The following is a 25,692-nucleotide window of genomic DNA, read 5'->3' as shown; positions in this document are numbered from 1 at the left end:
ACACCGAAGCTTCGCAGGGTTTGGGAGGAACAGATGGCAGAAGCAACAAGAAGACCTTTTGAAGAATTTCCCACGGGCACCGTTCTGCCGATGGCAACACGGGTTGTTACCCGCGAGGAGATCATTTCCTTCGCGCAGGAGTATGACCCGCAGCCGATGCATCTGGACGCAGCCGCAGCAGAAAAAACCATGCTAGGCGGCTTGTCCGCCTCTGGCTGGCATGTCTGCTCAATAATGATGCGGATGATGTGCGACTCGTTTCTCAACAGTTCCACCTCTCAAGGTTCACCCGGGGTCGATACGGTTCGATGGCAGCAGCCGGTCAGGCCCGGCGACGAGTTGACGGGCGAAACACGGGTTCTGGACGCCCGGCGTTCTCAGTCGCGCCCGACCATTGGCATTCTGAAAATGCGCACAACTCTGGCCAACCAGCGGCAGGAGCCGGTTTTGGTGTCGGAGTATACGGTGATGATGCTCACCCGGTCGTAACCATGCTTTTGCTGGAATTGCAGTCTTCGAGGTGACTACACAATGAGTTTCTATGACGATATTCGGGAAGGTATGGTGCTGGATCTTGGCGCTCACACCTTCACAGCCGACGAAATTATTCGCTTCGCCGAGAAGTTTGACCCTCAGCCGTTTCATTTGAGTGAAGAGCAGGCGAAGACCACTCTGTTCGGCGGTTTGTGCGCATCGGGCTGGCATACAGCAGCCGTGTTCATGAAACGGAACGTGGCCACAATGGCAACGCTGATGCGTGAGCGAGCCAGCGAAGGTCTGGATAGCGCCGAATTCGGCCCCTCCCCCGGCATTCAGAACATGCGCTGGCTGCGACCGGTGTTTGCTGGCGAGACAATCCAGTACCGCACCACCGTGGTCTCCAAGCGCCATTCGCAGTCCCGCCCCGGTTGGGGCTTGATTGAAAGCCTGGTCGAGGCTGAAAATCAGGCGGGCCAGCCGGTTCTCAGCATGACAACCACGGTGTTTGTCCGTACTGGCGCCTGACCGGGATGAAGGCTCTCTTGTCAAAGAAAAAGGGCCTCGCGGCCCTTTTTTATTATCTGCATTGTCCTGTCGTTGAAACGTTGCCGTTTCAACGGGAAATGCTTTACTCTTGTCGCATTGTCCTGTCGTTGAAACGCTGCCGTTTCAACGGGAAATGCTTTAGTGCGGTGTCGATGCCCAGACGCGACGCTTGACCGCATACATCAAGCCAGCAAACAGCACGAGGAAGATCATCACCACAAAACCGGTCGCCTTGCGCTTGACCAGATGCGGTTCAGCCGCCCACATCAGAAACGCCGAAATGTCGCGCGAATATTGCTCAACCGTTTCCGGCGCACCGTCATCATAAGTGACCTGCCCCTCGGAAATAGGCTGAGCCATGGCCAATGCCGGACCAGCGATGAAGAACGGGTTGTAGTGAGTTCCCGGCTGGATTTCGATGTGCTCCGGCACTTCGCGCCCGTATCCTGTCAACAGACCATGGATGTAATCCGGCCCGGAAGCAGCATATTGCGTGAAGATGTCGAACACAAAGTTCGGAAAGCCGCGTTCAACCGCACGAGCCTTGGCAATCAAGGAGAAGTCTGGCGGCACAGCGCCACCATTTGAAGCCGCAGCCGCCTGATCATTTGGATATGGCGAGGGGAAGCGGTCTGTTGGAATGCCAGGCCGTTCAAACATATCGCCCGAAGAATCCGGACCATCGGTAATGGTGTATTCAGCAGCAATCGCCCGCACCTGCGCGTCGCTGTAGCCAAGAGCCTCAAGATTGCGGAACGCAACAAGGTCCATGGCATGGCAGGATGCGCAGACTTCGCGATAGACTTTCAACCCGCGCTGAAGCTGGCCAATATCCCATTTTCCGAAAGGACCGGCAAAGCTCCATGAGAGCATCTCCGGCTTTTCCAGCGGATAATGCGGCGTATGCGCCTCAGCGGCATGTTCATCTGTTGCGGTGGTTTCGCCCGAGGCGGCCGGAGCCGCCTCTTGCGCAGTGCCTTCCACCGCCGAAGGTTCGGCGCTTTGGGCTGTTGCATAGGCCGGGGCAAAAAGAACGCCGGCAGCAAGAAGAGCTGAGAGAAGCCGTTTCATTGCAAATTCCTTCTTGCTCTTCATCAGCCTTTGATTTCCGGAGACGCTGCGGCGCCAGCAGGTGTGCTTGTGGCACCATGCTTGGCCAGAACCGCTTCGGAGATCGAATTTGGCAGTTTCTTCGGCTTCTCGATCAGGCCGAGCACCGGAAGCACGATCAGAAAATGACCGAAGTAATAGATCGTGCCGATGAGCGACAGCAACGGGTAGATGCCCTCTGCCGGACGCGAACCGAGCCAACCCAGGAACACCGCATTGATCGCAAAGACCCAGAAGAAAATCTTGTAGACCGGGCGATAGGCGGTGGACTTGACCTTGGATGTATCAAGCCATGGCAGGAAGAACAGGATGATGATCGAACCGAACATCACCAGAACGCCACCCAGCTTGGAGTCGATTGGCCCGATGTTGAAGGTGATGGCGCGCAACATGGCGTAGAAAGGCAGGAAGTACCATTCAGGAACAATGTGGGCCGGGGTCACCAGCGAGTTTGCCCGGATGTAGTTGTCCGGATGCCCGAGATAGTTCGGGATGTAGAACAGGAAGTAGGCAAACAAAATCAGGAAGACCACCATGGCGAAGGCATCCTTCACCGTGGCATGCGGCGTGAATGGCACTGTGTCCTTGGGTGTCTTGACCTCAACGCCGGTCGGGTTGGTCTGACCGGTCACATGAAGCGCCCACACATGCAGAATCACAACGCCGACAATCATGAATGGCAGGAGATAGTGCAGGGAGAAGAAGCGGTTCAGTGTTGCATTGTCCACCGCAAAGCCGCCCAGCAACAGGGTCTGGATTGGCTCACCAATTATCGGGAAGGCGGTGAAGAAGCCGGTGATAACCGTGGCACCCCAGAACGACATCTGCCCCCAGGGCAGCACATAGCCCATGAACGCGGTTGCCATCATCAGAAGGAAGATAATGACACCGAGAATCCAGAGAATTTCACGCGGGGCCTTATATGAACCGTAGTACAGACCACGGAAAATATGCAGGTAAACCGCGATGAAGAAGAACGATGCGCCATTTGCGTGCATATAGCGGATCATCCAGCCCCAGTTCACATCACGCATGATGCGCTCAACCGAATCAAAGGCGAGCTCTGTGGATGCGGCGTAATGCATGGCCAGCACAACGCCGGACAGGATCTGCACCACGAGAAACAGCGCCAGAATGCCGCCGAACGTGTAGGCATAACCCAGATTGCGCGGCACCGGATAGGCAACGAAGCTGTCGTAAACAAGGCGCGGCAGTGGAAGCCGCGAATCGATCCACCGCATAACGCCGGTGGATGGTACATAGGACGAGTGACCACTCATGATTGCAGCTCTTCCCCCTCGTCAGCCAACACGAATTGTTGTGTCATTGGTAAATTCATAAGCCGGAATATGCATATTTTCCGGAGCTGGACCGACGCGAATGCGCCCGGCCGTGTCGTAGTGCGAACCGTGGCACGGGCAGTACCAGCCATCATAGTCTCCTGCCTGTCCAAGCGGGATGCAGCCAAGATGCGTGCAGACGCCGATCATCACCAGCCACTCTTCCTTGCCAGGTACCGAGCGGTTTTCGTCGGTGGCAGGGGCGTCTGATGCAAGGTTGCTGTTGCGCGCAAGCGGGTCTTTCAGCGCGGAAAGCGGAACCGCCTTTGCTTCTTCCATCTCGGCGGGCGTGCGCTGGCGGATGAACACCGGCCTTCCGCGCCATTTGGCAGTAATCGACTGACCTGCCGCAATCTGGCTTATATCCACATCGATCTGGGCGAGGGCCAGAGTGGCTGCATCTGGGTTCATCTGGTCAATGAATGGCCAAACCACTGCTGCCGCACCGACAGCGGCCGCAGCGCCTGTCGCGATATAGAGAAAGTCCCGGCGGGTCGGTTCTGATGTGTCGTGGACGCTCACGGGCTAACACGCTCCTTCAGGGTTGCCGGAAACTCCGGCGCATAAATTTCGGCGGGGCAGCGACTCACCCGCGCGCATGGCACGACGTGGCCCAAGGTCCATCCGACCGGCGCGTTTTCTTAGGCTGCCACTTGGAACTTGTCCAGACTAAGGCTGCACTTAGCGCACAATATCCTGCTGCATCATGCATAAGTGTTTGTTTCTTCGCCGGCTTCACATGCAAGAAACCCGCCTGCCTGGCGCTGCCACAGCCGTGAATACAGGCCACCTGCGGCCAAAAGCTCGTTGTGGGTGCCCTGTTCGACGATCTGGCCCTTATCCAGCACAATCAACCGGTCCAGCGCCGCAATTGTGGATAAGCGGTGCGCCACAGCGATCACGGTCTTCCCCTCCATCAACCTGTACAGGTTTTCGGCAATCACCGCCTCCACTTCCGAATCCAGCGCCGAGGTGGCTTCATCCAGCAGAAGAACCGGCGCGTCTTTCAGCATGACCCGCGCAATGGCTATGCGCTGCCGCTGCCCGCCGGAGAGTTTGACACCGCGTTCACCAACCTCGGCGTCCAGACCGGTTCCGCCATGCCTGTCGCTCAGTTCAGAGATGAAACCCTTGGCCTCCGCGCGCATGATCGCCCGGTCCAGATCCTCTTCGGTGGCATCCGGACGGCCATACAGGATGTTTTCCCGCACGGTGCGGTGCAGCAGGGATGTGTCCTGCGTCACCATGCCGATCTGCCGGCGCAGAGAAGATTGCGTCACATGCGCAATGTCCTGCCCGTCAATCACTATCCGCCCGGAGGAGACATCATAAAATCGCAGCAACAGGTTCAGCAGGGTGGACTTGCCTGCGCCGGAACGGCCGACCAGCCCGATCTTTTCCCCCGGCCGAATTGTCAGGCAGAAATCGCTGACCACGGCGCCAGCATCGCGGTGGGGTTTGTCCTCTGAATAGGCAAATGAGACATTTTCAAACCGCACCTCCGCTTGCGTCACCTTCAACTCGGTTGCATCCGGCCGATCCTGCAGTGCAACGGGTGTGGTGAAAGTGCCGATTCCATCGCGGATCGTGCCGATATTTTCAAACAGTGCCGAGACTTCCCACATGATCCATTGCGACATGCCGTTCAGCCGCAGCACCAGGCCGGCGGCAACCGCAATGGCGCCAACGGTTATCAACTCATCCAGCCAAAGGCTGATGCCCATTGCCCCTACGGCAAACAGCAGAAGTGAGTTCAACAGATAGAGGCAGCCGTAAAAAGCGGTGATCAGCCTGCCCTGCCCGTAAACCGTGGTCAGAAAGCCGCTCATGCTGCGGCGGGCATGCTCTGCCTCGCGCCGCGTATGAGCAAACAGCTTTACGGTGCCGATGTTGGAATAGGCATCGACAATCCGCCCCGTCATTTCAGCCCGCGCGTCGGCCTGCCGCTCTGCAACCGTCATGAGACGCGGAATGAAATATCGCAGCATTGCGACATAGAGAAGCAGCCAGCCAACAAAGGGCAGCGTCAACCGCCAGTCCGCAGCGGCAATCAACACCACCACACCGGTAAAATACACGGCGACGTAAAGCAGCACCTCAACGAACTTCATCACCGTTTCGCGCACAGCCAAAGCTGTCTGCATCAGTTTTGTTGCCACGCGCCCGGCAAACTCGTCATGGAAAAAGCCCAGCGACTGGTCCAGCAACCAGTTGTGGACAGTCCAGCGGAATCGCATCGGAAAATTGGCAAAAATCGCCTGGAAGGTGAAAAGCGACTCAATGAAAACCAGTGCGGGCAGAAGCACCAGAACCACAAATGCCATTGCAGCCAGCGTCCATCCCTGCTCTGCCAGAAACACATCACGCGGTGTTGAAGAAAGCCAGTCGACGATGCTGCCCACGAAGGAAAACAGCATCACCTCCAGTATGGCGACGGCACCGGTCAGAACTGCAACCGCAAGAAAATAAGGGCGAATGGGCCGAACATAGTGCCAGATAAACCGCCACAACGAGTTCGGCGGCTTGTGGACTTCGGACTGGGGAAACGGCTCGACAAGCCGTTCGAATTTCGCAAACATTACTTTTTCCGGAATTGAGAGCAATTTCAGCATATGGATCGTGGCTTCCACCACGGAGCTACATGGGTTTATCAGGGCGCAATGACAGTTTCCATCGCACTTTATCAGCCGGACATAGCAGGAAACACCGGCACATTGTTGCGCCTTGGGGCCTGTATGGGCGTCAGCATCGAAATTATCGAGCCAGCGGGGTTTGACCTTTCCGACCGCAACCTCAAGCGCGCAGGAATGGATTATCTGGATCAGGCAGCGCTTGTGAGGCATCTGGATTTTGCCGCCTTCGAGGCCGCGCGGCAGGAATCAGGACGCCGCCTCGTTCTGCTGTCCACCCGGGCAGATTGCACCTATCTGGATTTCAATTATCAAGAGGATGATATTCTTCTGTTCGGGCGCGAAAGTGCGGGTGTACCGGAAAGCGTGCACCTCACTGCCGATGCGCGGCTGACGATACCCATGCAAACCGGTGCGCGTTCGCTAAACCTGGCCATCAGCGCATCTATGGTGCTGGGTGAGGCACTTCGCCAAACCCGCCACGCAACCCATTTGGAAGGATCCAACCGGAATGCCCGCTGACGCAACCACCGCCCTCATTACTCCTGTCATCATGGCTGGTGGTGCGGGCACGCGCCTCTGGCCAATTTCCCGCGAGACAATGCCCAAGCAGTTTATCGCGATTATGGATGACGGGATTTCCACATTTCAGGCCACGTTGCGCCGGGTCAGTGGCAAAGGTTTTGCCGCGCCGATCGTTGTGACCAGCAATGATTTCCGGTTTGTCGTTGCCGAACAAATGCTGCAACTGGGCATCACTGGCGAAATAGTACTGGAACCGGAAAGGCGCGATTCGGCAGCAGCAGTGGCCGTTGGCGCCCTGATTGCCGCGCAGGCTGAACCGGATGCCATCTGCCTGATGCTGGCCGCAGACCATGTCATAGACAATGAAGCGGCCTTTGTTGCCGATTGTGTAAAAGCGGCGCGTGCAGCGGAATCCGGCCTGATCATGACGCTGGGCATCGTTCCGGACGGCCCCTCCACGGCCTATGGCTACATTGCCACTGGCGAGGCCCTGCCGCATGACGGCGCTTTCACCATTCAGCAATTCGTTGAAAAGCCGGACACGGAAACGGCACAGCGCTATGTGGCGGATGGTCTGGTATGGAACAGCGGCAATTTTGTTTTTCATGCACCCAGCATGCTGGAAGAGCTGGCCGCCCATGCACCGCAGGTGCTGGAGGCGGCGCGCACGGCTGTTCACCTTGGAAAGCGGGATCTGGACTTTTTGCGGCTGGATGCGGACGCTTTTGCCAAGGCCCCACGCATTTCGATCGACTATGCGGTCATGGAAAAGACGCGTCGCGCCGGTGTCATTCCAGCCTCGTTCGGCTGGTCGGATGTTGGCACGTGGGATTCCGTCTACACGGTCAAAAACGCGGATGAGCAAGGCAACGTGCTGGAAGGTCCGGTTTCGGTTCTCGACACGCAAAACAGCCTCATCCGCTCCGAAGGCACTTTGACAACGGTTATCGGGCTGGCAAATGTCGTCGTGGTCACTACACCCGACGCGGTGCTGATTGCGGATCGTGCGCAAACCGGCAAGGTCAAGGAACTGGTCAGCCAGTTGCGCGACCAAGGCTATGGCGAGGCAACCCACCATCTGCGTGTTCACCGTCCGTGGGGCTGGTATCAGCGAATTGATCTGGGTGATCGGTGGCAGGTCAAGCATATCTGCGTCAATCCGGGCGGAACGCTTTCGTTGCAACGCCACTACCATCGGGCCGAACATTGGGTTGTCGTTCACGGCACGGCTGAAGTTACGATTGATGGCACAACCCGCCTCTATCATGAAAATGAAGCGGCTTATCTGCCGATCGGTTGCGTGCATCGCATGCACAATCCGGGAAAAATTGCCCTGAAGATCATCGAGGTCCAGGTCGGCAGCTATACCGGAGAAGACGATATTATTCGCCTCGAAGATGTCTATGCAAGAAGTTGAGCGCTGAAATGTCGAGCCTGAAATTCGGAACCAGCGGCCTGCGAGGTCTTGTCACCGATCTTGTCGGCGAAGCAGCAATTGTATGGACACAGGCGTTTCTGCACCATCTGGAACGTGAAGACCCTGCGACACAAAAAACCTTGATGGTTGGTCGTGATCTGCGTTCCAGCAGCCCGCAAATTGCCAGCAATTGCGTTGCCGCAGCACAGGCATGTGGCTGGACCGCGATAGACTGCGGCGAATTGCCAACGCCGGCATTGGCCATGGCAGTGTTTGATGCAGGCGCTGCGGGCGTAATGGTGACTGGCAGCCATATACCGGATGACCGCAATGGCCTGAAATTCTATCGATCCGACGGGGAGATCACCAAATCTGACGAGGCAGGAATTCTTGCCCGGTTTACGGCCTCGACACCGGTTGCCGCGCGATCTTCCTTGCCAGTCGAAGACCGCTCGCATGAGGCGTTGCAGGCTTATAAAACGCGTTACACCCGCTTTTTCGACGCCGATGCGCTGGCAGGGCTGACAGTTGGTATTTATCAGCAGAGCACCGTGGCACGAGATTTGCTGGTGGAAATCCTGAGCATGTTGGGGGCTAAAGTTGTTGTGCTGGGCCGCTCTGACCAGTTCGTGCCCGTGGATACTGAAGCGCACAGACCGGAAGACGTGACGCTCATTCGCGAATGGGCGGCCAGCAACCGATTTGATGCAATCATCTCCGCCGACGGCGATGCAGACCGGCCACTGGTTGCCGACCAGCACGGCCAGATATTGCGCGGCGATCTGCTTGGGCTGCTGACAGCGTCCAGTCTTGGATTGACGACGCTGGCCACACCGGTGACTTCCAGTTCGGCTGTTGAACGCTCCGGCGTGGCCACATCGGTCTATCGCACCAGGGTTGGCTCACCCTATGTCATTGAGGCAATGGTTCAGGCAACGGCCTCCGGACATGAGAGTGTGCTGGGTTTTGAGGCCAATGGCGGGGTGCTGCTTGGCAGTTCGATTGTCCGTAACAACAAGCAGCTTAAGGCGTTGCCAACGCGTGATGCTGTTCTGCCGATCATTGCGGCGCTGATCCATGCGCGCACTTCGCCACTGCACGAAGTTCCGGCGCAGTTGAGAGCGGGGATCGCGCTTGCCAACCGGTTGCAGAACATTCCCTCTGCGACCAGCCGGCAGTTCGTTCAGAGGCTTGAATCGGACGCGCCCTACGCAGAAAACTTTTTCAGACCGGCAGGGTCGATTGCCTCGCTGAATGCATTGGATGGTTTGAAAGTGACATTGCAGGATGGCGCGACAGTTCACTTCCGGCCATCTGGCAATGCTCCGGAATTCCGCTGCTATGTAGAGGCGGAAAGTGCAGAACGCGCAGAAGATCTGTTGCAATGGGGCCTGGCAGCAAGCGCCAGGGAACTGGGCCAGACTTAATCTGCTGCTGTCGATGACAGAACGGCAGGCCCTTTGCCCATTCGGCCATACGTCATGGATCCAGTCGGATCACCGCTACACAATCGACTTCGACCATAATGTTCGGCAATTCACAGCCTATTGTGGTCCTTGCGGGCAGAACATGCCCGAAATACTCTTCATAGATGCGGTTGTAGGCATCGAACAAACTGAGGTCGGAGAGATAGACGTTCAGTTTGACAACTTCTGAAATGTCACTTTGAGCCCCTTCCAGAATTTGCTTCACATTGGCAAAGACCTGATGGACTTGCGCTTCAAACGCCTCAGGTACGGCCCCTGTGTCGGGGTGGGCAGGTCCCTGCCCCGAAACGTAAACCATCCCGTTGGCCGTCACCGCATGCGCATAGGCTCCGAGGCGCTTGGTCGCACCTTCAATAAGGAGTCGTTTGGTCAATTTTTCCTCCAGATGCTGCCTGTTCAACAGAACGTCTTAACGGCGCCGACGACATTGAATGACGTGTTCAAAGCCAGCAGCGCGGTCACAGAAATAGTCTTGGGCCCGATGCGGCTTACCTGGGTTCATATTGTGCCATGCTGCCGACATAGGTTTTGCGAAGAGGCCGGGCGTAACCACCAGCCCGGCTGGTGCTCAAGCCCAGCCCGATCAGGCCTTCCAGAGCCTTGACGCCACTTGCAACGCCGTCGACCACCGGTACACCGCATTCCCGCGAGATTGTTGCTGCCAGGTCAGCCATGCCCGCGCAGCCCAGCACAATGCAATCCGATCCGTCCTCGGCGATAGCCCGGCGGCATTCCTCGACGAGGATGGATTGCGCGTCCGATCCTTCGACCTCAAGGTCCAGCACGGCCAGCTCTGTGGTGCGGACCTTGCGGCACTTGTGCTCCATTCCATAAGCCCTGACGAGGTGCTCAAGGATGATGCGGCTGCGATGCAAGGTCGACACCACCGTAAAGCCACCGCTGATATAGCTGGCGGTGTGCATGGCGGCTTCGGCGATTCCCAGCACCGGCCCTCGCGCAATCTCGCGGGCCGCTCCGAGGCCTGGATCGTCAAAACAGGCGATGAGATAACCGTCAAAGCCCTCAGCTTCGCCGCGCAGCACCTCGTCGATCACGCCAATGGCGCTGATCGCTTCATCATAATGGCCTTCGATCGAAACGGGCCCCATACGCGGGCTCACCGCCACCACCTGCGTTTGGGCGTTTGCCACATCCATTGCCGCCGCCCCAATCTTGTCGGTCATCGACTGCGTTGTATTCGGATTGATCACTTTGATCTTCATCTTCGCCTCCAATGGCTGTCTCAATTGTCGATCAGGGTTCCCGAGACCGGGTCAAAGGGCGTGACATGGCGGCCAAGCGGCTTGATCGCATCATATGGGCCGCGGGCCAGAAAGCGGCCGTCCCCCGGCTTGCCGCGAATTTCACCGTTCTCGACCACAACCTTGCCGCGTGAGAGCGTGATTTCCGGCCACCCCGTCACCTCAACCCCTTCATAGACTGTGTAATCGACCTGGTGATGCAGCAGTTCATTGCGGATTGTGACCGTTTTGTTTGGATCCCAGATGGCAATATCGGCGTCGGCACCGATAGCGATGGTGCCTTTCTGCGGATGGATACCGAAAAGCTTGGCCGGATTGGTGGAGGTGATCGCCACGAATGTCTGCAGGTCGATGCGGCCTTTGCCCACGCCTTCGGAAAAAAGGATCGGCAGGCGTGTGGCAAGCCCGGGAACTCCGTTGGGTATGGCGCTGAACGGAGCATCGGTGCCGCGCACCTTTTTGCCATGAACATCGTCAAACCGGTTTGGTGCATGGTCGGAGGAGACGATACCGAGCACACCTGTGCGGATATAATCCCACAGCGCCTCCTGGTCCGCTCTTGTCCGTGGCGCCGGACTGCACAGAAACTTGGCGCCCTCGAAATTGGGGCGGTTCAGATCTTCGGCGGTCAGCATCAGATATTGCGGACAGGTCTCGCCAAAGATTTTGAGGCCGCGATTTTGCGCACGGCGGATTTCCTCTGCCGCTTCTGCCCCGGACACGTGGAAGATCTGGATTGGCACATCCAGCAGTTCGGCCAGGGCGATAACGCGGTGGCAGGCTTCCCGCTCGACGACCATCGGCTTGGCCCACGCATGGTGTTTGGGAAGCGTCAACCCGGCCTTTTCCAAGGCATTAGTCAGAAACTTGATGGCCGAGTGGTTCTCGGCATGCACGGTTACCAGCGCGCCCTCCTGCCGGGCAAGTGCCAGCACGTTGAGGGTTTGCTCGTCGTCCAGAACCACACTGTCATAGGTCAGGAAAATCTTGATCGAACGGTGACCCTGCTCAATCAGCGCGGGCAACGCCGCCATGACTTCGGGCGACGGGTCGGAAATGACGATATGAAACGAATAGTCGATCAGCGCCTGTTCTGCTTTGATATGGTAATCGGCCAGTTGCTGCGTAATGCCCTCGCCCTTGACCTGCTGCGAAAAGGAAATCACCGTGGTGGTTCCTCCTGCTGCCGCGGAGGCCGTGCCGGAGGCGAAGGTATCGGCATTGTGCACCTGGCCAACCGCCGGTTCCTCAATATGGCAATGGCTGTCCACGCCGCCTGGCAGCACCAGCCGGCCGGTGGCATCAATCTCTTTTCGGCCAAGAGCAAGGCCGGTTCCCAGCGCCACCACTTTGCCGCCAGCAATTCCCACATCGGCAGCGAACACGTCGCTGGCCGTTGCCACTGTGCCGTTGCGGATCACGACATCAAAATCAATCATTTGCATCTCCGGCATTTCATTGGTTGTGATGATCGCGGGTCAAGCGACCCCCAGATAGAGCTTGCGGATATCTTCGTTGCCCAGCAGATCTTCCGAATTGCCCTGCAGCGCCACGCGGCCCGTAGCCAGCGCATAGGCCCGGTGAGACACCTTCAGCGCCATACGGGAATTCTGTTCGACCAACAGGATGCTGACCTTGTCGTCCTGGTTAACTGACTTGATGACGCGCGCGATTTCACGGATCACCTGCGGCGCCAGGCCCAGTGATGGCTCGTCCAGCAACAGCAGGCGCGGACGTGCCATCAGCGCCCGCCCGATGGCCACCATCTGCTGCTCACCACCTGAAAGGGTGCCTGCCTGCTGGCGATAGCGTTCCTTGAGGCGGGGAAAGCGCACGAACAGCCGTTCAAGATCGTTCGCAATGCCCACCTTGTCCCGGCGCAGGAATGCTCCCATCAACAGGTTGTCGTGAATGCTCATGAACGGATAAACATGCCGGCCCTCGGGGACCATGGATATTCCGCGTGCCACAATCTGGTCCGGACGCAACATTTCGATGCGCTGACCATCCCAGTGGATCTGCCCGGCATGCGGGCGCACAAGCCCGGTTATGGCACGAAGCGTGGTTGACTTGCCTGCGCCATTGGCGCCGATAAGCGCCACGATTTCCCCCTCGTTGAGGTGGATGGACACATCGTTCAGGGCCCGCACCTTATCGTAACGCGCGTCGATACCCTCCAAAGCGAGCAAGGCCTTCATATACCCAACTCCTCATCTTCCTGTCCAAGATAGGCGTCGATAACCGCCGGATCGTTCTGAATGTCGTGCGGGGAGCCTTCCGCGATCTTGCGGCCAAAGTTGATGACGGCGATACGATCGCTGATGCGCATCACTGCCCGCATATCGTGCTCGACCAGCATAATGGTGATTCCCTGGTCGCGGATCCGGCGGACCATCTCGACTGCCGCATCCGTTTCTTCCGGGTTCATCCCGGCGAAAGGCTCGTCCAGCAGCAGAATGCGCGGTCGCGCGGCCATAGCCATGGCGATGCCGAGTGACCTCAGATAGCCATGCGGCAGGTTTTTGGCTTGCTCATGCTGGACATGATCCAGCCGTAAGAGTTTCAGAATGGCGTCGGTGCAACGCCTGGCCTCTGCATCGTCGGCGCGCGCCTGGCGTGAGTTGAAAAAGGCTCCGAAGCTGCTGGCCTTGCACTGCAGGTGGAAGGCGGTTTCCACGGTCTCGCGCGTGGTCATTTCCCGGAAAATAGTGGTTTCCTGAAATGTGCGCACCACTCCCAGCCGGGCAATGTCATGGGGCTGCATGCCCACAAGGCTGCGGTCCTCGAAGCGGATATCGCCTTCGCTGGGCCGTATGAAACCGCCAATCAGCTTGAACAGCGTGCTCTTTCCCGCACCGTTGGGTCCAATAACTGTGAAGATCTGGCCATTATTGACACTGAAGCTCACTTCATTGACGGCTGTGAGCCCGCCGAACCGCTTGGTCAGGCCGCTGACTTTCAAAATCGGCGAGGTGGCGTTGCTATCTGACATTGCCGGTCTCCCCACTGACAGGATTGGCCGACCTGCGCCGGAAGCCGGGCAGCCGCAGGCTCAGCAAGCCATTGGGCAGCCACATCATGATGCCAATCATAATGAGCGCATAGGCAAGCTGCTGATACTGCTGAAGTCCGTGCAGGAACTGAAAACTCAGCGTCAGCAAAAACGCACCGACCACGGGCCCGGCGACGAAGGCCAGACCGCCCAGGAAGCAATAGAGCGTGAATGAGATTGAGTCTGACACCACGAAGCTGCCGGGATAAATGCTTTGCTGGCTTGCGGCGAAGAATGCTCCGCCAATACCGCCGAGAAAGCAACTGACAGCGAAGGCGATCAGCCTGTACTTGGTAATGTTGATCCCAAGGCTTTGGGACAGTTCCTGCCCTTGCTGGAGCGAGGCGAAAACGCGACCCAGCCGGCTGTTCATGAGGCGCCAGACCAGCGCGATGCTGAGCAGCAGCAGTGTGGCCGAAAGGAAATAGTAGGCGAGATGCGAATTGACACTGGCAAAATCGGGAATGATCACCAGCCCGAAAAAACTGAGTTCTCCCGGCACCGGGATGGAGGTGATGCCCGTGGCGCCTCCGGTCAGTTCACCGCCATTCAGCAGGGCAAGACGCATCGTCTCCGAAAGGCTGAGCGTGATCATGGCGAAATAAACCCCACGGAGCCGCAGAATGCCCAGTCCCAGCACAACACCAACCAGCGCCGAGACGAGCCCGGCGGCAGGTAAGGCAATCCAGAAGGACAATCCGAACCGTGTGGTCAGAATGGCGGCGGTAAATCCGCCGACCAGCGCGAAGGCGGCTTGACCCAGGTTGATGCGGCCAATGGTGAACGTCACCCACACTCCCATGGCAATAACGCTGAGCGCCGCCGACATGGAGAGAATGCCCAGCATATAGGGCGCCCCGGAAAGAAGCACGGGGATAATGCAAAGATAGACAAGGGCGAAGGCGACGAAGGCCAGCCTGTTGCGCTGTATCTGTGTCATGCTGCAGCCCCCCTGCCGGTCGGTGAAGAAAACGGTCGCCTGATGTTCAGCCCCATGGTTTGCCCATGACCCCCTGTGGTCGGATGATGAGGAACAGGATGAGACCGATGAAAATCAGCAGGTACGTCATGGAGCTTGGCATGAAGGCGTAACCAAAAGCTTCGGCAAACCCGAGCACGAAGGCTCCGATAATGGCGCCCGGAATGACCCCTGCCCCGCCCAGCATCACCATTATGAAAGCCTTGATGGAAATAGAGGTGCCCATGCCCGAATTGACCGAAAGCACGGTGATGAGAAGCGCTCCCGCCAGGCCGGCAAGGCCCGCCCCGATCATGAATCCCAGGGCGGAATAGCGCTGGATGTTGACACCCTGCAACGCCGTCACCTCCCGATCCTGTGCGATGGCACGCAGCGCCCGGCCGGGTCGCGTGTACCGCATGAACAGCATGAAGGCGATGATGGCGATGAGCGAGACGCAGAAGACCAGAACACGGCTGGCCGGGATGAAGGCACCCCCCACCTCGAACACGCCAGAAACGACGGCGGGAACGCCGCGCTGCTTCTCGCCAAAGAACAGCAGGATCAGGCTTTCCAGCAGCAGCGCCGTGCCGGCGGCCAGAAGCATGCTGCTTTCCTCACGCGTGCTGCGTTTGCGCACTGGCCGAAACAGGGCATATTCAAACAGCAGACCGACGGCGGCGAGCGCGAAAACTGCCAGCAAAACGGCCGCAAAATAGGGCACACCCAGACTGTTGAGAGCGAAATAGGTGACGAACCCGCCCAACACATACATTTGCCCGTGCGCGAAATTGAGCACATTCATGAGCGAGAAGATCATGGTCAGGCCCAGCGCAATGAGACCGTAGTTCATGCTCAGGACGAGGCCATTTACCAGCGCTTGTTCCATCGAAGCTCCAGGGTGGAAAGTGTCCGCTCAGGCGAAACGGGGGCGACAACGCGCCGCCCCCGGCAATCAATCACTCGACGCTGGTGACGACGAGAGTTTCGAAGGCTCCGTCCTGAAAGGCATTGACCACGACTGGAACGCTGACCTGGCGCGGATGACCGAACCAATCGGCGCCCACCCAGCGCAGGCGCGGCTCGCCACCGATGACAAACGGGTTTTCAAGGTCGACTTCCGGGATGGCGGCCTTGAAAGCCTCGACATCGGTCAAAGCCTCGGCTCCGGCGGCGCTGATGGTCTGAAGGATCATTTCAAGCGCATAGATCTTGGTGCCCGCTTCGTCATTCCACTCACCGGCCACTTTGGTATAGTTCTCCATGAACTCTTCCACATAGGGTGTGCGGATTTCGGGCGTGCTGGCACCGCCCTGCGAAATGAAGCCATTGGCAGCCTCGCCTGCGATTTCGCTGAGCACAGCCGCGTCATGGGCCGTTTCGGTGCTGATGATTCCGCCATAGCCCAGTTCCCGCGCAGCGCGGATCAGCAGGCCCGCGTCTGAAGGCGCAACCCCGGACAGCACAATCATGTCAGGATTGGCACGAACAAGCGGCGAGAGGACGGGGAAAAAGTCTGTTGTGCCGGCCTCATAAGTCGCGTTTGAAGACATTATTTCAAGATTGAGCGCTTTGGCCGCCTCGACACCGGCATCGCGATTGCCCAAGCCATTAAGGTCGTTGCGGGCTATGAAGCTGACGGATTTGATGCCGCGATCCTCCACAAGGAATTTGTAGATGATCGGCGACATCTGGTAGCCGGCGATATTGCCCAGACCTGTATTGTCGTTCGGCGTCTCGAACAGCGAGCGGGTATGGCCGTAGGACACGGCAAATGCGCCCCCGGTGGCCAGCGTCGGCAGGATCGCCTGGGTGGTATCGTCGACATTGGTGCCGATAATGTACTTCACGCCTTCCTGATAAATCAGGCGTTCGGCGCCGGCGATGGCCGTGCGCGGATCGTTGCGGTCATCGATGCTGACGATCTCGATGCGATATTTCTCGCCATCGACGTCCCAGCCGCCTCCCGCGTTGATCATTGCGGCATGCGCCTCGGCGGCGTAGCGATTAACCAGCCCCCAGGAGGCTGCCGGCCCGCTCATAACCCCGAGCTGACCAATCTTGATCACCTTGTCCTGGGCATTGGCAACGCCTCCGGAGATGAGCGGTGCCAAGGCAGCAAAAGCCATGGCCAGAAAGACTGTCTTCTTTATCGGCATGTGCATTTCCTTTCGCTTCGTGTTGCGGCCCCACGCCCGAAAAACTGTTCTCTCGCGGTTCCAACTTTCAACGACGGAGCAAGCGCTCCGACTTAGCTTCAGTGACTGCCTCTTGCACTCGGCCAGCAACCCGTGCTGCCGGGACTGGCAAGGCGCTTCAAAGTGGAAGTTCGTGCTCCTGTGAGACCTGCCCATATCCAGATTGCTGCAGGCAGAGACACCTCATCGCCAGACGTCAGACATTGCGCTACGATCTTGCCCGAAGGCACGACAGTGACGCTGCAACACCTGTGATGAATCCCGACATGGAGCGCCCACAAATCCAATATATTAGACGGCATCTGTTGTAGTGAGCGTTGCATCCTGTCATAAAGCTGTCAAGCGGCTACTGCACTGCAAGAGACAACTTTTGCCAAAAAGACGGCTTTAAAGGGAAAACAGTGCTTCGGAACATCGCATATGCGGTGCCAACAGATCGAATAGTGGCGCGAAGCAGAGACGCGGATCGTTTCCTGGAGATTGTTGATCGGAAGGCCGGGCGTTTTGCCGCCGTGCGTAGTGCCGGAAGCAGCCGCCCTCAAGACGCTCCGACATCACGCATCAGACACTTTGGCTCAGGATTCAGGCTTGAGCGATTTCAGGCCAGCGCCAGCACAGGTCCCTCAAGCAGCTCCATCAACCGACCGAAATGCCCGTCCGAGCGAGCGGGCATGTTCGGGTCCGACGTAATTGCGATGGCCAGTTTTCGCTCAGGGTGAGCCGCAATAATCTGGCCGCCATAACCACGGGCTATGATGTAGCCACTTTCGCTCAGAAACCATCCATAGCCGTAGTCGAGGCCGGAATAAGGGGACCGCGCGAGCCTTTGCGTCGAGCTGCGGAACCAGTCGGTGGAGATGACGGGCTTTCCCTCGAAAAGTCCCTCATCCCGCATCATGACGGCAATGCGCAACATGGCGCGGGGTGTCAGCGCCATTTCGTTGCCACCAAGATAATTGCCCTGCGGATCTCGTGTCCACGCCGGGATTTCAATGCCCAGCGGTTCACCAAGCACCATCCGCGCTTGCCTGAGCAAGGTTTCGCCAGTTGCAACCGTCAACGCAGCGCCCAGAACATGCGTTGTACCGGTTGAATAGATCATCCGTTCGCCGGGTGTAGCAACCATTGGCCTGCGCAACGCATATGCCACCCAATTGGAAGAGCTGATCCAGTTTCCGTAATTGCCACCGGATGTCCCTTCCAGTCCAGCGCGCATTGTCACCAGATCCTCCAGGGTCAAGGATCCGACCTCGGCCGACGCGTCTGCAGGGATAAGCGATGGTGCCACGTCACCAAGGGTGGCGTTGACGCCTGTGATCGCCCCGCTGTCAACAGCATTGCCCAGTAGCAGTCCGACGATGCTCTTTGAACAGGATTTGATATTGGCTACCCGGTCGACACCCGGGCCGCGCGCCGCATGTTCAATGACGATATCGTCACCATGCTGAACGATGATTGCATGGAGCTGTGAAAGGCCGTCAATTGCCGACCGTACATCGCTGCGTTGCTGCGCCAGCGCCGGGACAGCCAGTGGAACAGCGATGGACGATGCGAGACCGATTGAAAAAACGCGTCGGTTCAGCATGGGCACTTTCCGCATTTGAGGGTTCCTGACTGCTGAAGCAAAGCATGCGCAACCTTGACCGAAGCCAGCCTGGAAGCACGATCGGGAAACGTTACGGTGAAAATATGGTTGCCGGTCTTTATAAATTCAGGATCACCTCTATCGTCAGCTCAATCTTTGTGCTCGACCCGGATTCTGCCGTCCCGGCACTGATAGACCAAAGGCACGGAACAAGGACAAGAGCTTCCCATGGATCTGACGATTGCCATTTTCCTGCTGGTTTACGTTGCAATGGGCTTCGGACACCTGCCGGGTTTCAAGGTGGACCGGACCGGAGCGGCCGTCGTAGGGGCGATGTTGCTGATTGCACTTGGCCTTATCACACCCGCCGAAGCCTGGGCGGCGATTGACTATCGCACCATCGGATTCCTGTTCGGCTTGATGGTCATCTCTGCCGCTTTCGTCGTCGCAGGCTTCTACGACAAGGTGGCACAGGTGATTGGCGGGCTGAAGGTCAGCTATCCGCTGCTGCTTGCCATTCTGATCGCAGTTTCGGCTGGGTTATCCGCGCTGCTGACAAATGACGTGGTGGTTGTGGCCATGACGCCTGTGCTGATCTCGATCGCCCTGGCCCGGCGATTGAACCCGATACCGTTTCTGCTTGCCTTTTGCTTCGCCGCAAATGTCGGCTCTTCCGCAACAATCATTGGCGGGCCGCAGAACATGATCGCCGCCGAGGCACTTCACCTGAGCTTCATCGGCTTCATGAAGGTTGCATTTGTTCCCTCAATGCTTGGCTTGCTGATTGTCTGGGCAGTGATCGTGCTGTTTTACCGCGGCAAATGGACGTTGCCCGCCGCGAGTGAAAGCGGTGTGGCCAGCCCGGTCATAACCTTCAACCGGAATGCGACCATCAAGGCCACGGTCATCACCATTGCCGTGGTTGCCGGGCTTGTCTTGACCGACTGGCCGCACATGCTGGTCGCCATGGCGGGCGCAGCCGTACTGCTGGTCAGCCGGCGCATCGCATCAACAGACATGCTGGGCAAGGTCGATGGCGATCTCCTGTTGCTGCTGATCGGACTTTTCATCGTGAACGCGGCGCTGGCTGCAACCGGCCTTCCGCAGGAATTGCTGACCAGCCTTCAGGCCATTGGCCTGGATTTGCATGACCCGTTCTCAATGCTGGTTGTCATGTCTGTGCTCAGCAATGTTGTGGGCAACAACCCGGCGGTCATGCTTGTGTCGCCGTTCCTCACCGACGTCGCGCGGCCCGAGGCTCTTGGCGCTGCAATTGCACTGGGCACGGGTTTTTCATCCAACATGCTGATTTTTGGCAGCCTGGCTGGAATCATTGTCGTTGAGCAGGGGCGAACACACGGAGTTACGATCAGCTTCAGCGAATTCAGCCGCGCGGGTGTGCCCACCTCTATCCTCTGCCTTATTCTGGCGGGGCTGTGGATCCTGTGGCTGTAAGCTGGCTTTGCGTCTACACAATTGATCCGGCAAGCGGGACCTGCCGGATTGTGCATCGGTTGCGTCAGGGAAAGATCGCTGTCAGCTTTTCATTCCAAGGCGCACTTCCTGCTCGATCAGTTTCCAGATGTGATCGACATAAGCGACGAATGGAGCGCTTCGTTTAACTTCAAGATCTCGCGGGCGTGGCAGGTCGATTTCGATTTCTTCCCGGATCTGACCGGGACGCGCACTGAAAACGACGACGCGATCGGAAAGGAAAACGGCTTCGTCAATCTGGTGAGTGATCAGAACAACCGTTTTTTTCTCTTCCTCCCAGATGCGGAGCAACTCGGTCTGCATCACCTCCCGGGTCTGCGCATCCAGCGCCGCGAACGGCTCGTCCAGAAGAAGAATATCCGGGCTCACTGCCAGTGCGCGCGCGACGTTCACCCGTTGGCGCATACCTCCGGACAGTTGGTGCGGATAGTGATGTTCAAAGCCTTGCAATCCGGATACGTCGATGAAATGGCGCGCAGTCTTTTCGCGTTCCTTCCGCTTCACGCCGTTGATAGCAAGGCCATAGGCAACATTTTCGATCACGGTCTTCCATGGCAGAAGCGAATCCTGCTGAAAAACCACTGCCCTGTCCTTACCCGGACGTGTCACCGGCGTGCCGTTGACCGAGATTGTGCCGGAGCTGGCTGGCGTCAGCCCATCGATGATCCGCAGGAGGGTCGATTTTCCGCTGCCGCTCGCCCCGACGATGGAGACGAATTCACCCTGCCTGACAGTAAGATTGATGTCTTTCAACGCCTCGATCGTCGGACGACCCGGGCGTTCAAACCTTTTGAAGATTTTGCTGATTTCAAGCGCGACGGTCATGACTGTCTCCACAGTGAAGAAATTTTGTTCGGCATGGTCACCCGGTCTACTCATGCCGCCAGGGCGCAAGACGGCGCTCCGCGCTCTCGAAGAACAGGCTGCCGATCACGCCCATTGCACCCAGCAAAATGACGTAGGCAAGCAGCGTTGCCGTATCGAAAGTCTGGCCTGCTGCAAGAATGGCAAAGCCGAAACCGGCGAAGGATCCGAAGAATTCCGCGACGACAATTCCAACCAGCGCGCGCGCCCAGGCCACACGCACGCCGCTGACAACGTATGGAAGTGCATAGGGCAGTGTGACCGTCGTGAAAATCTGCCAGCCATTCGCGTTGAACGAACGTGCCGCGTCCACCAGCCCTTTATCAGTGGCGCGAAGGCCCACTTCGGTTGTGACCAGCACCGGGAACACCGCCACCAGCGATACAATGACGAACTTCGATGCAAAGCCCAGACCCAGCCAGGCAATGAACAGGGGCGCCAGCGCGACAACGGGCACCGAGTACAGGGCCATCAGCATCGGGCCGGCAGTCAGCGAGAAAAGCCGGTTTGATGCCAGGATCAATCCGCCTGCGACACCTATAAACACAGCAACCGGAAACGAGATCAGAAGGGCCAGCCCGGTGGCAGCACCGTTTTTCCACACATTGCCGTTCGCAAATTCGCGGCTGAGCGCCTCGAACACTTCAAGCGGCGGCACCAGCAAAAGCCGATTGGTTACCACCGTCGCCGTCAGTATCTCCCAGACAAGCAGGACCAGGGCGACCGAAAACCCGACGCGAACAAGCGCGCTGGTCCGGCTGTCTCCCTGCAGAAAAAGGTAGGTGCGATCCCAAAAAGTCATTGGCTTGTTCCCGTACGGAGATCCATGGTTGGTCTGTGCCCGCTGTTTGCAAATGCGGTAAGCTCGTTTCGAGACATTTCGCCCAGATCCAGCGCTTCGAGGATGGTGTTGGCCCCGGCGAAATCGAAATCGAGCATCGTACTCGCCAGAAGAATAGTGGCATCGTGGACTGGCGTCGGCACTGCAGCGATGCGCCCGACAGCGGCGGCAAAGACAAGACCGTAAGGTATGTCCTGCATCAGATAGCGATGCTGAACGCTCATCGGGCCTTTCGGCCCTCGACCAACGGCATGAAGCGTCGCATTCATGACATCCATGCTGGCCAGAGGCGTTTTGAAAGAGCGGTGGAAATGCTCATTCACCGAATGAATATCGAAACCATACGCGTTCGCTATGGCAATCCGTTCGCCGTCCAGCGCTTCCATCAGACGCCCTGCGGCGGGTGTGGTCTGTTCATAGGGCGCCCAATGCTCCCCGTTCTCAATACGCGCAATGTTCGCCAGGCAGACCGGCACATGAAACACCGGATTGCAATTGGCAAGAAGCCCGATCTCAAGCGCGCTGGCCCGTTCTTCGAAATGCGCCGGGAACAGTGCCCGACACATGGCCATTGCATCGGCGGATGCACTTGCCGGCGTAACTGACGCCTCAATGCGGGAACGCACCACGCGTATATCAACAGCGCCGTTTGCGGTGCGGTGGGCCGTTCCTGCGCTGGTGTTCCATGAAACAACGGGGGCATCGGTTCCGCGCATGGCCAAAAGTTGCGCCAGATAAAGGCCACTCAGCGAATGCGCGGCGCTGACGATGAACGGTACGCCGGACTTCATATGAGGCGCAGCCGCTTCCATCACCCCCCGGTGCCCATTGGCATCAACGGCCAGAAGAACTGCGTCTGCATTGGCCAGCGTTTCGTCGATGCTGTTGCCGAACTTCACGGGCCAGTTGCCCTCGATCGCACCGGTGGAGGTGACGAACCCTTTTTCGGCAAGGCCAGTCGTCGATTTGCCAGACGGCGACCATAGAACGGCTTCGTGGCCACGAGACGTTGCGACAGCCGCCGCGGTCAGCCCCATTGCGCCCGCGCCGAGAATCGCCAACTTCATGCCGGTTCTCCCGCTCTGGAAAACAGATCTTGCAGGTTGCCTATCTGATCAATGCCATTCAGCCTTGCCAGCAACGCCTTGGCAGCGGGCATGCCGAGCCTGTCGCGGGTGTTCGACAGAAACTTTCTTTCCAGCATCTCGTCGCTCATCGGGTTTACCGGTTTTCCCGTGGATGCATTCAGGCGCATGTCGTGCACGGCACCCTGACTGGTGCGAACAATCACGCGCGTGGCCTCCGGCGATGCGCGTTCCAGCACCTCGTCATCGAAGTCCAGAGTAGCTTGCATGCTGATTTTCGTCATCGCACTTCGTATGGCAGGCGATGCGAGCTTTTCGGCAGTCAGATGTCGATATGAAAACTCGCCATCTGCAAGAATGCAGCCAAGCGCATAAGAGATGGAGAATTGCGCCTGTGTAACGTTCTGTGGATCATCAAAGGCCAGGTTGCTGGCGATATGGTTTGTTACTTCGCATGTGACGGTTTCGACCTGTTCGCCCGCAATGCCGCTTTGCTGGAGAATGGCATCCAGCGCCTCGGCTGCAGCCTGAACCGAAGAACAGGCGGGGTACAGTTTGAACGAGGGGCCTGCATCCTGGAAGCTGCCAAGGGCGTCGAACGCGTCCGGCGTCCATTTCCCGCCATTAACAACCTGAATGAACCCCCGGTGCCCTTCCATTGCATCGGCAGGCGCCAACACTCCCCTGCGTGCCAGCAATGCAGCGCGCAGTCCTGTTTCTGAAGCCCGTGCCGCCATCAACGGCTTCATATCGGAACCGACCCCGATTCTGAGACCGCAAGCCTGCACCGCCGCAATGGCGATGGCGTTGCGCATCTGCTCAGCAGGCAGCTTCATCATCCAGCCGCAGGCGGCGGCCACGCCAATCGGCCCTAGCACTCCGGTGTTGAACCAACCAAGATAGAACAGGCTGTCCCGCGACTTCGTGTAAGGCCGCGGGGACAAGCTCTCGGCCAGAGTCCGGCAAACCTCCGTGCCGATCGCGAACGCGTTCAGCACCGTGCTGCCGTCAGTGTTTTCCGCCTCGCCAAGCGCAAGCAGCGCCGGAAACAGCACCGCCGGGCCAAAGACCATTCCGCGGTTGAAATTTGCGTCAAAGTCCAGGACATGGGCGGCTGTCGAGTTCACACGGGCCGCGACCACGGGCGCAAACCGCAGCCCGGTGCCCGGCACGCTTGCCGGCCCCGAAGCGCTTTCCTGAATGGCTTCCTCGCGAACAAGGCGGGCAAGGGGCATATCAAGTCCTGCATGCATCACCCCGGCAACGTCGATCAACGCCCGGCGAGCGGCGGTCACCGCCTCCCCGGGAATTGTGGACGCATCCAGCCTCACCAGCCAGCCAGCCAGAGTTGCCGCTATCGTTTTGCCGTCATTGTCGGGGCAATGCAAAAGGCTCATCAGGCCCGGGCTCCGTGAACCGCCTTGGCCTGCCGACCATATCCCTTTTCTCCCACGACCTTGCCATCCAGAAAGATGGTGTGGCCGCGCAGGACAGTGCGCACTGGCTTGCCCTTGAGCTTGCGCCCGGCATAGGGGCTCCAGCCCGAAAGGCTAAGCACATCCTCGTCGCGGATTTCATACTCGTTTTCGAGATCGACGAGAACAAGATCGGCATCATATCCTTCCGCAATGCGGCCTTTGCTTGTAAGGCCGAACAGCCGGGCCGGAGACGCCGAGGTGGCTTCCGAAACGCGCTCGAGGGGAATCTTGCCTTCAAGCGCGGCTGTTACGAACATGCTGAGGTAGAACTGGGCTGATGGCGTGCCGGTGTGAGCCTTCCAGCCATCGGTCCAGCCGATTTCCTTTTCCTCTCGCATATGAGGCGCATGATCGGTCGCCACAATGTCGATGGTCCCGTCAATGAGACCTTCCCAAAGTCCCGGCACATTCTTTTCCGGCACCCAGTATGACAACGCGTAAGAACCGAGCCGCTGGATCGAAGACCAGTCGCAGCCGAGGAACAATGCCCATGGATTGATCTCGCAGGTGACCTTCTGGCCATTGGCCTTTGCCTTGCGGATCAGATCGACACTGCCGGCTGTCTGTGTGTGCAATATATGAAGGTGACATCCGGCCGCTTTTTGAAGACGCAGCAGTGTAGCGATTGCCGTTTCCCAGATGACGCCGTCATAGGCCGCATAGGCTTTTGCATAGGCAAGAGCATCGCGTTCGCCACGCGCCCAGAATTCCTGCTCGATGATATCCATCAGCGCCTGATCATGCGGATGCACCATCAACGGAACGCCTTCCTTGGCGCATGCCAGCATGATCTCGAGGATCTTGCCGTGATCATGCACACCGATGCCTGGCATGTGCGGATAATCGCGGCCAGTATCCACCACCATGAAAAACTTGAATGCTGCAATGTCCGCTGTTGCCATAGCTGGCACTTCGTCGATGATGGTCGGAGCGGGATTGAAGTTCCAGTCCACAATCGCATCAGTTTTGTAGACGGCGAACTGGTCTTGCAGAAGTTGCATTGTGTTTGGCGGCGGCGTCACATTCGGCATCGCAACCGAAGTCGTCACGCCGCCAGCCGCGCATTGCTGCGTCGAGGTGTAGATTGTGTCCTTGTATTCAAAGCCGGGCTTTGAGCCCTGCCGATGATGCGAATGCATGTCGATGACTCCTGGAAACACCGCCAGACCTGCTGCATCAATGATTTCAGCTGCTTCATTTTCCGGCGCTTTGCCGGGCTCATAGATGGCGGCAATCTTGCCGTCGGCAATGGCGATATCGCCCTCATACCGACCTTCCGGCACGACAATGGTTCCGTTTTTGATAAGCGTGTCCATCTTGCATTCCTTCATGTTCGACTG

At 58.1% G+C, this 25,692-nt stretch carries 24 protein-coding genes; 6 read left to right on the top strand and 18 right to left on the bottom strand.

The features are described from left to right. Nucleotides 1-33 precede the first annotated feature (33 nt). Entirely contained in the window at nt 34-489 is a 456-nt protein-coding gene (locus FPY71_RS01160; protein ID WP_149296797.1) for a MaoC family dehydratase, read from the top strand. A 42-nt stretch (nt 490-531) separates the two neighbouring features. Next, nucleotides 532-1,005 (top strand): MaoC family dehydratase, encoded by a 474-nt coding sequence (locus FPY71_RS01155; protein ID WP_149296795.1) that lies wholly within the window; start codon nt 532-534, stop codon nt 1,003-1,005. A 159-nt stretch (nt 1,006-1,164) separates the two neighbouring features. Here the strand turns inward: FPY71_RS01155 and FPY71_RS01150 are convergent, their stop codons facing one another. The 4 genes from FPY71_RS01150 to FPY71_RS01135 all read right to left on the bottom strand — a co-directional run bounded on the left by FPY71_RS01150 (nt 1,165) and on the right by FPY71_RS01135 (nt 6,055). Further along, nucleotides 1,165-2,097, bottom strand: coding sequence for a cytochrome c1 (locus tag FPY71_RS01150; protein ID WP_149296793.1), 933 nt, complete (start codon nt 2,095-2,097; stop codon nt 1,165-1,167). A 23-nt stretch (nt 2,098-2,120) separates the two neighbouring features. After that, entirely contained in the window at nt 2,121-3,416 is a 1,296-nt protein-coding gene (locus tag FPY71_RS01145) for a cytochrome b (RefSeq protein WP_149296791.1), read from the bottom strand. Nucleotides 3,417-3,437: 21 nt separating this feature from the next. Continuing rightward, nucleotides 3,438-3,998, bottom strand: coding sequence for a ubiquinol-cytochrome c reductase iron-sulfur subunit (petA, locus tag FPY71_RS01140; protein WP_149296789.1), 561 nt, complete (start codon nt 3,996-3,998; stop codon nt 3,438-3,440). 182 nt (nt 3,999-4,180) lie between these two features. After that, nucleotides 4,181-6,055 carry an ABC transporter ATP-binding protein gene (locus FPY71_RS01135; RefSeq protein ID WP_149296787.1) on the bottom strand — a complete coding sequence of 625 codons (1,875 nt, stop codon included), beginning with the start codon at nt 6,053-6,055 and terminating at the stop codon, nt 4,181-4,183. Between the two features lie 81 nt (nt 6,056-6,136). Here FPY71_RS01135 and FPY71_RS01130 point away from each other — a divergent pair, with 81 nt between their 5' ends. The 3 genes from FPY71_RS01130 to FPY71_RS01120 are packed head-to-tail and all read left to right on the top strand — an operon-like array spanning nt 6,137 to nt 9,475. Further along, complete coding sequence (locus FPY71_RS01130; RefSeq protein ID WP_149296785.1) at nt 6,137-6,628, top strand: tRNA (cytidine(34)-2'-O)-methyltransferase; 492 nt, start codon at nt 6,137-6,139, stop codon at nt 6,626-6,628. Further along, complete coding sequence (locus FPY71_RS01125) at nt 6,618-8,048, top strand: mannose-1-phosphate guanylyltransferase/mannose-6-phosphate isomerase (RefSeq protein ID WP_149296783.1); 1,431 nt, start codon at nt 6,618-6,620, stop codon at nt 8,046-8,048. The genes FPY71_RS01130 and FPY71_RS01125 overlap by 11 nt, the downstream gene beginning before the upstream one ends. An 8-nt stretch (nt 8,049-8,056) precedes the next feature. Further along, entirely contained in the window at nt 8,057-9,475 is a 1,419-nt protein-coding gene (locus FPY71_RS01120) for a phosphomannomutase (protein WP_149296781.1), read from the top strand. 52 nt (nt 9,476-9,527) lie between these two features. Here FPY71_RS01120 and FPY71_RS01115 read toward each other — a convergent pair whose 3' ends face one another. From FPY71_RS01115 to FPY71_RS01075, 9 genes are all read right to left on the bottom strand, one after another. Next, nucleotides 9,528-9,908, bottom strand: coding sequence for a RidA family protein (locus FPY71_RS01115; protein ID WP_149296779.1), 381 nt, complete (start codon nt 9,906-9,908; stop codon nt 9,528-9,530). Nucleotides 9,909-10,023: 115 nt separating this feature from the next. Continuing rightward, a complete protein-coding gene (locus FPY71_RS01110; protein ID WP_149296777.1) occupies nt 10,024-10,758 on the bottom strand; it encodes an aspartate/glutamate racemase family protein in 735 nt (244 codons plus the stop codon). 20 nt (nt 10,759-10,778) lie between these two features. Continuing rightward, a complete protein-coding gene (hydA, locus tag FPY71_RS01105) occupies nt 10,779-12,236 on the bottom strand; it encodes a dihydropyrimidinase (protein ID WP_149296775.1) in 1,458 nt (485 codons plus the stop codon). A gap of 39 nt (nt 12,237-12,275) precedes the next feature. Beyond that, nucleotides 12,276-12,995 (bottom strand): ABC transporter ATP-binding protein, encoded by a 720-nt coding sequence (locus FPY71_RS01100; protein WP_149296772.1) that lies wholly within the window; start codon nt 12,993-12,995, stop codon nt 12,276-12,278. Continuing rightward, nucleotides 12,992-13,789, bottom strand: coding sequence for an ABC transporter ATP-binding protein (locus tag FPY71_RS01095; protein WP_149296770.1), 798 nt, complete (start codon nt 13,787-13,789; stop codon nt 12,992-12,994). The genes FPY71_RS01100 and FPY71_RS01095 overlap by 4 nt, the downstream gene beginning before the upstream one ends. Next, a complete protein-coding gene (locus FPY71_RS01090; RefSeq protein ID WP_149296768.1) occupies nt 13,779-14,789 on the bottom strand; it encodes a branched-chain amino acid ABC transporter permease in 1,011 nt (336 codons plus the stop codon). Before FPY71_RS01090 ends, FPY71_RS01095 begins: the two co-directional genes overlap by 11 nt. 46 nt (nt 14,790-14,835) lie before the next feature. Continuing rightward, complete coding sequence (locus tag FPY71_RS01085) at nt 14,836-15,696, bottom strand: branched-chain amino acid ABC transporter permease (protein WP_149296766.1); 861 nt, start codon at nt 15,694-15,696, stop codon at nt 14,836-14,838. Nucleotides 15,697-15,766: 70 nt separating this feature from the next. Then, complete coding sequence (locus tag FPY71_RS01080) at nt 15,767-16,966, bottom strand: ABC transporter substrate-binding protein (protein WP_149296764.1); 1,200 nt, start codon at nt 16,964-16,966, stop codon at nt 15,767-15,769. A 637-nt stretch (nt 16,967-17,603) separates the two neighbouring features. Continuing rightward, complete coding sequence (locus FPY71_RS01075) at nt 17,604-18,590, bottom strand: serine hydrolase domain-containing protein (RefSeq protein WP_149298567.1); 987 nt, start codon at nt 18,588-18,590, stop codon at nt 17,604-17,606. A 228-nt stretch (nt 18,591-18,818) separates the two neighbouring features. Between FPY71_RS01075 and FPY71_RS01070 the strand changes: the two genes are divergently transcribed. After that, nucleotides 18,819-20,045: an ArsB/NhaD family transporter gene (locus FPY71_RS01070; RefSeq protein ID WP_149296762.1), complete on the top strand. Its 1,227-nt coding sequence runs from the start codon at nt 18,819-18,821 to the stop codon at nt 20,043-20,045. A gap of 81 nt (nt 20,046-20,126) precedes the next feature. Here the strand turns inward: FPY71_RS01070 and FPY71_RS01065 are convergent, their stop codons facing one another. Genes FPY71_RS01065 through FPY71_RS01045 form a run of 5 tightly spaced genes read right to left on the bottom strand, consistent with a single transcriptional unit; the run spans nt 20,127 to nt 25,668 of the window. Then, nucleotides 20,127-20,909 carry an ABC transporter ATP-binding protein gene (locus FPY71_RS01065; RefSeq protein ID WP_149296760.1) on the bottom strand — a complete coding sequence of 261 codons (783 nt, stop codon included), beginning with the start codon at nt 20,907-20,909 and terminating at the stop codon, nt 20,127-20,129. Between the two features lie 46 nt (nt 20,910-20,955). Beyond that, on the bottom strand, nt 20,956-21,750 hold the full coding sequence (locus tag FPY71_RS01060; protein ID WP_149296758.1) for an ABC transporter permease: 795 nt from the start codon (nt 21,748-21,750) through the stop codon (nt 20,956-20,958). Continuing rightward, nucleotides 21,747-22,856, bottom strand: coding sequence for an NAD/NADP-dependent octopine/nopaline dehydrogenase family protein (locus tag FPY71_RS01055; protein WP_149296756.1), 1,110 nt, complete (start codon nt 22,854-22,856; stop codon nt 21,747-21,749). The genes FPY71_RS01060 and FPY71_RS01055 overlap by 4 nt, the downstream gene beginning before the upstream one ends. Then, nucleotides 22,853-24,271, bottom strand: coding sequence for an MmgE/PrpD family protein (locus FPY71_RS01050; RefSeq protein ID WP_149296754.1), 1,419 nt, complete (start codon nt 24,269-24,271; stop codon nt 22,853-22,855). Before FPY71_RS01050 ends, FPY71_RS01055 begins: the two co-directional genes overlap by 4 nt. Next, on the bottom strand, nt 24,271-25,668 hold the full coding sequence (locus FPY71_RS01045; protein ID WP_149296752.1) for a dihydroorotase: 1,398 nt from the start codon (nt 25,666-25,668) through the stop codon (nt 24,271-24,273). Before FPY71_RS01045 ends, FPY71_RS01050 begins: the two co-directional genes overlap by 1 nt. Nucleotides 25,669-25,692 lie beyond the last annotated feature (24 nt).

The sequence above is a fragment of the Aureimonas fodinaquatilis genome, assembly GCF_008369445.1.
Lineage (GTDB): Bacteria > Pseudomonadota > Alphaproteobacteria > Rhizobiales > Rhizobiaceae > Aureimonas > Aureimonas fodinaquatilis.
This window is presented reverse-complemented; position numbering and strand designations above follow the sequence as displayed.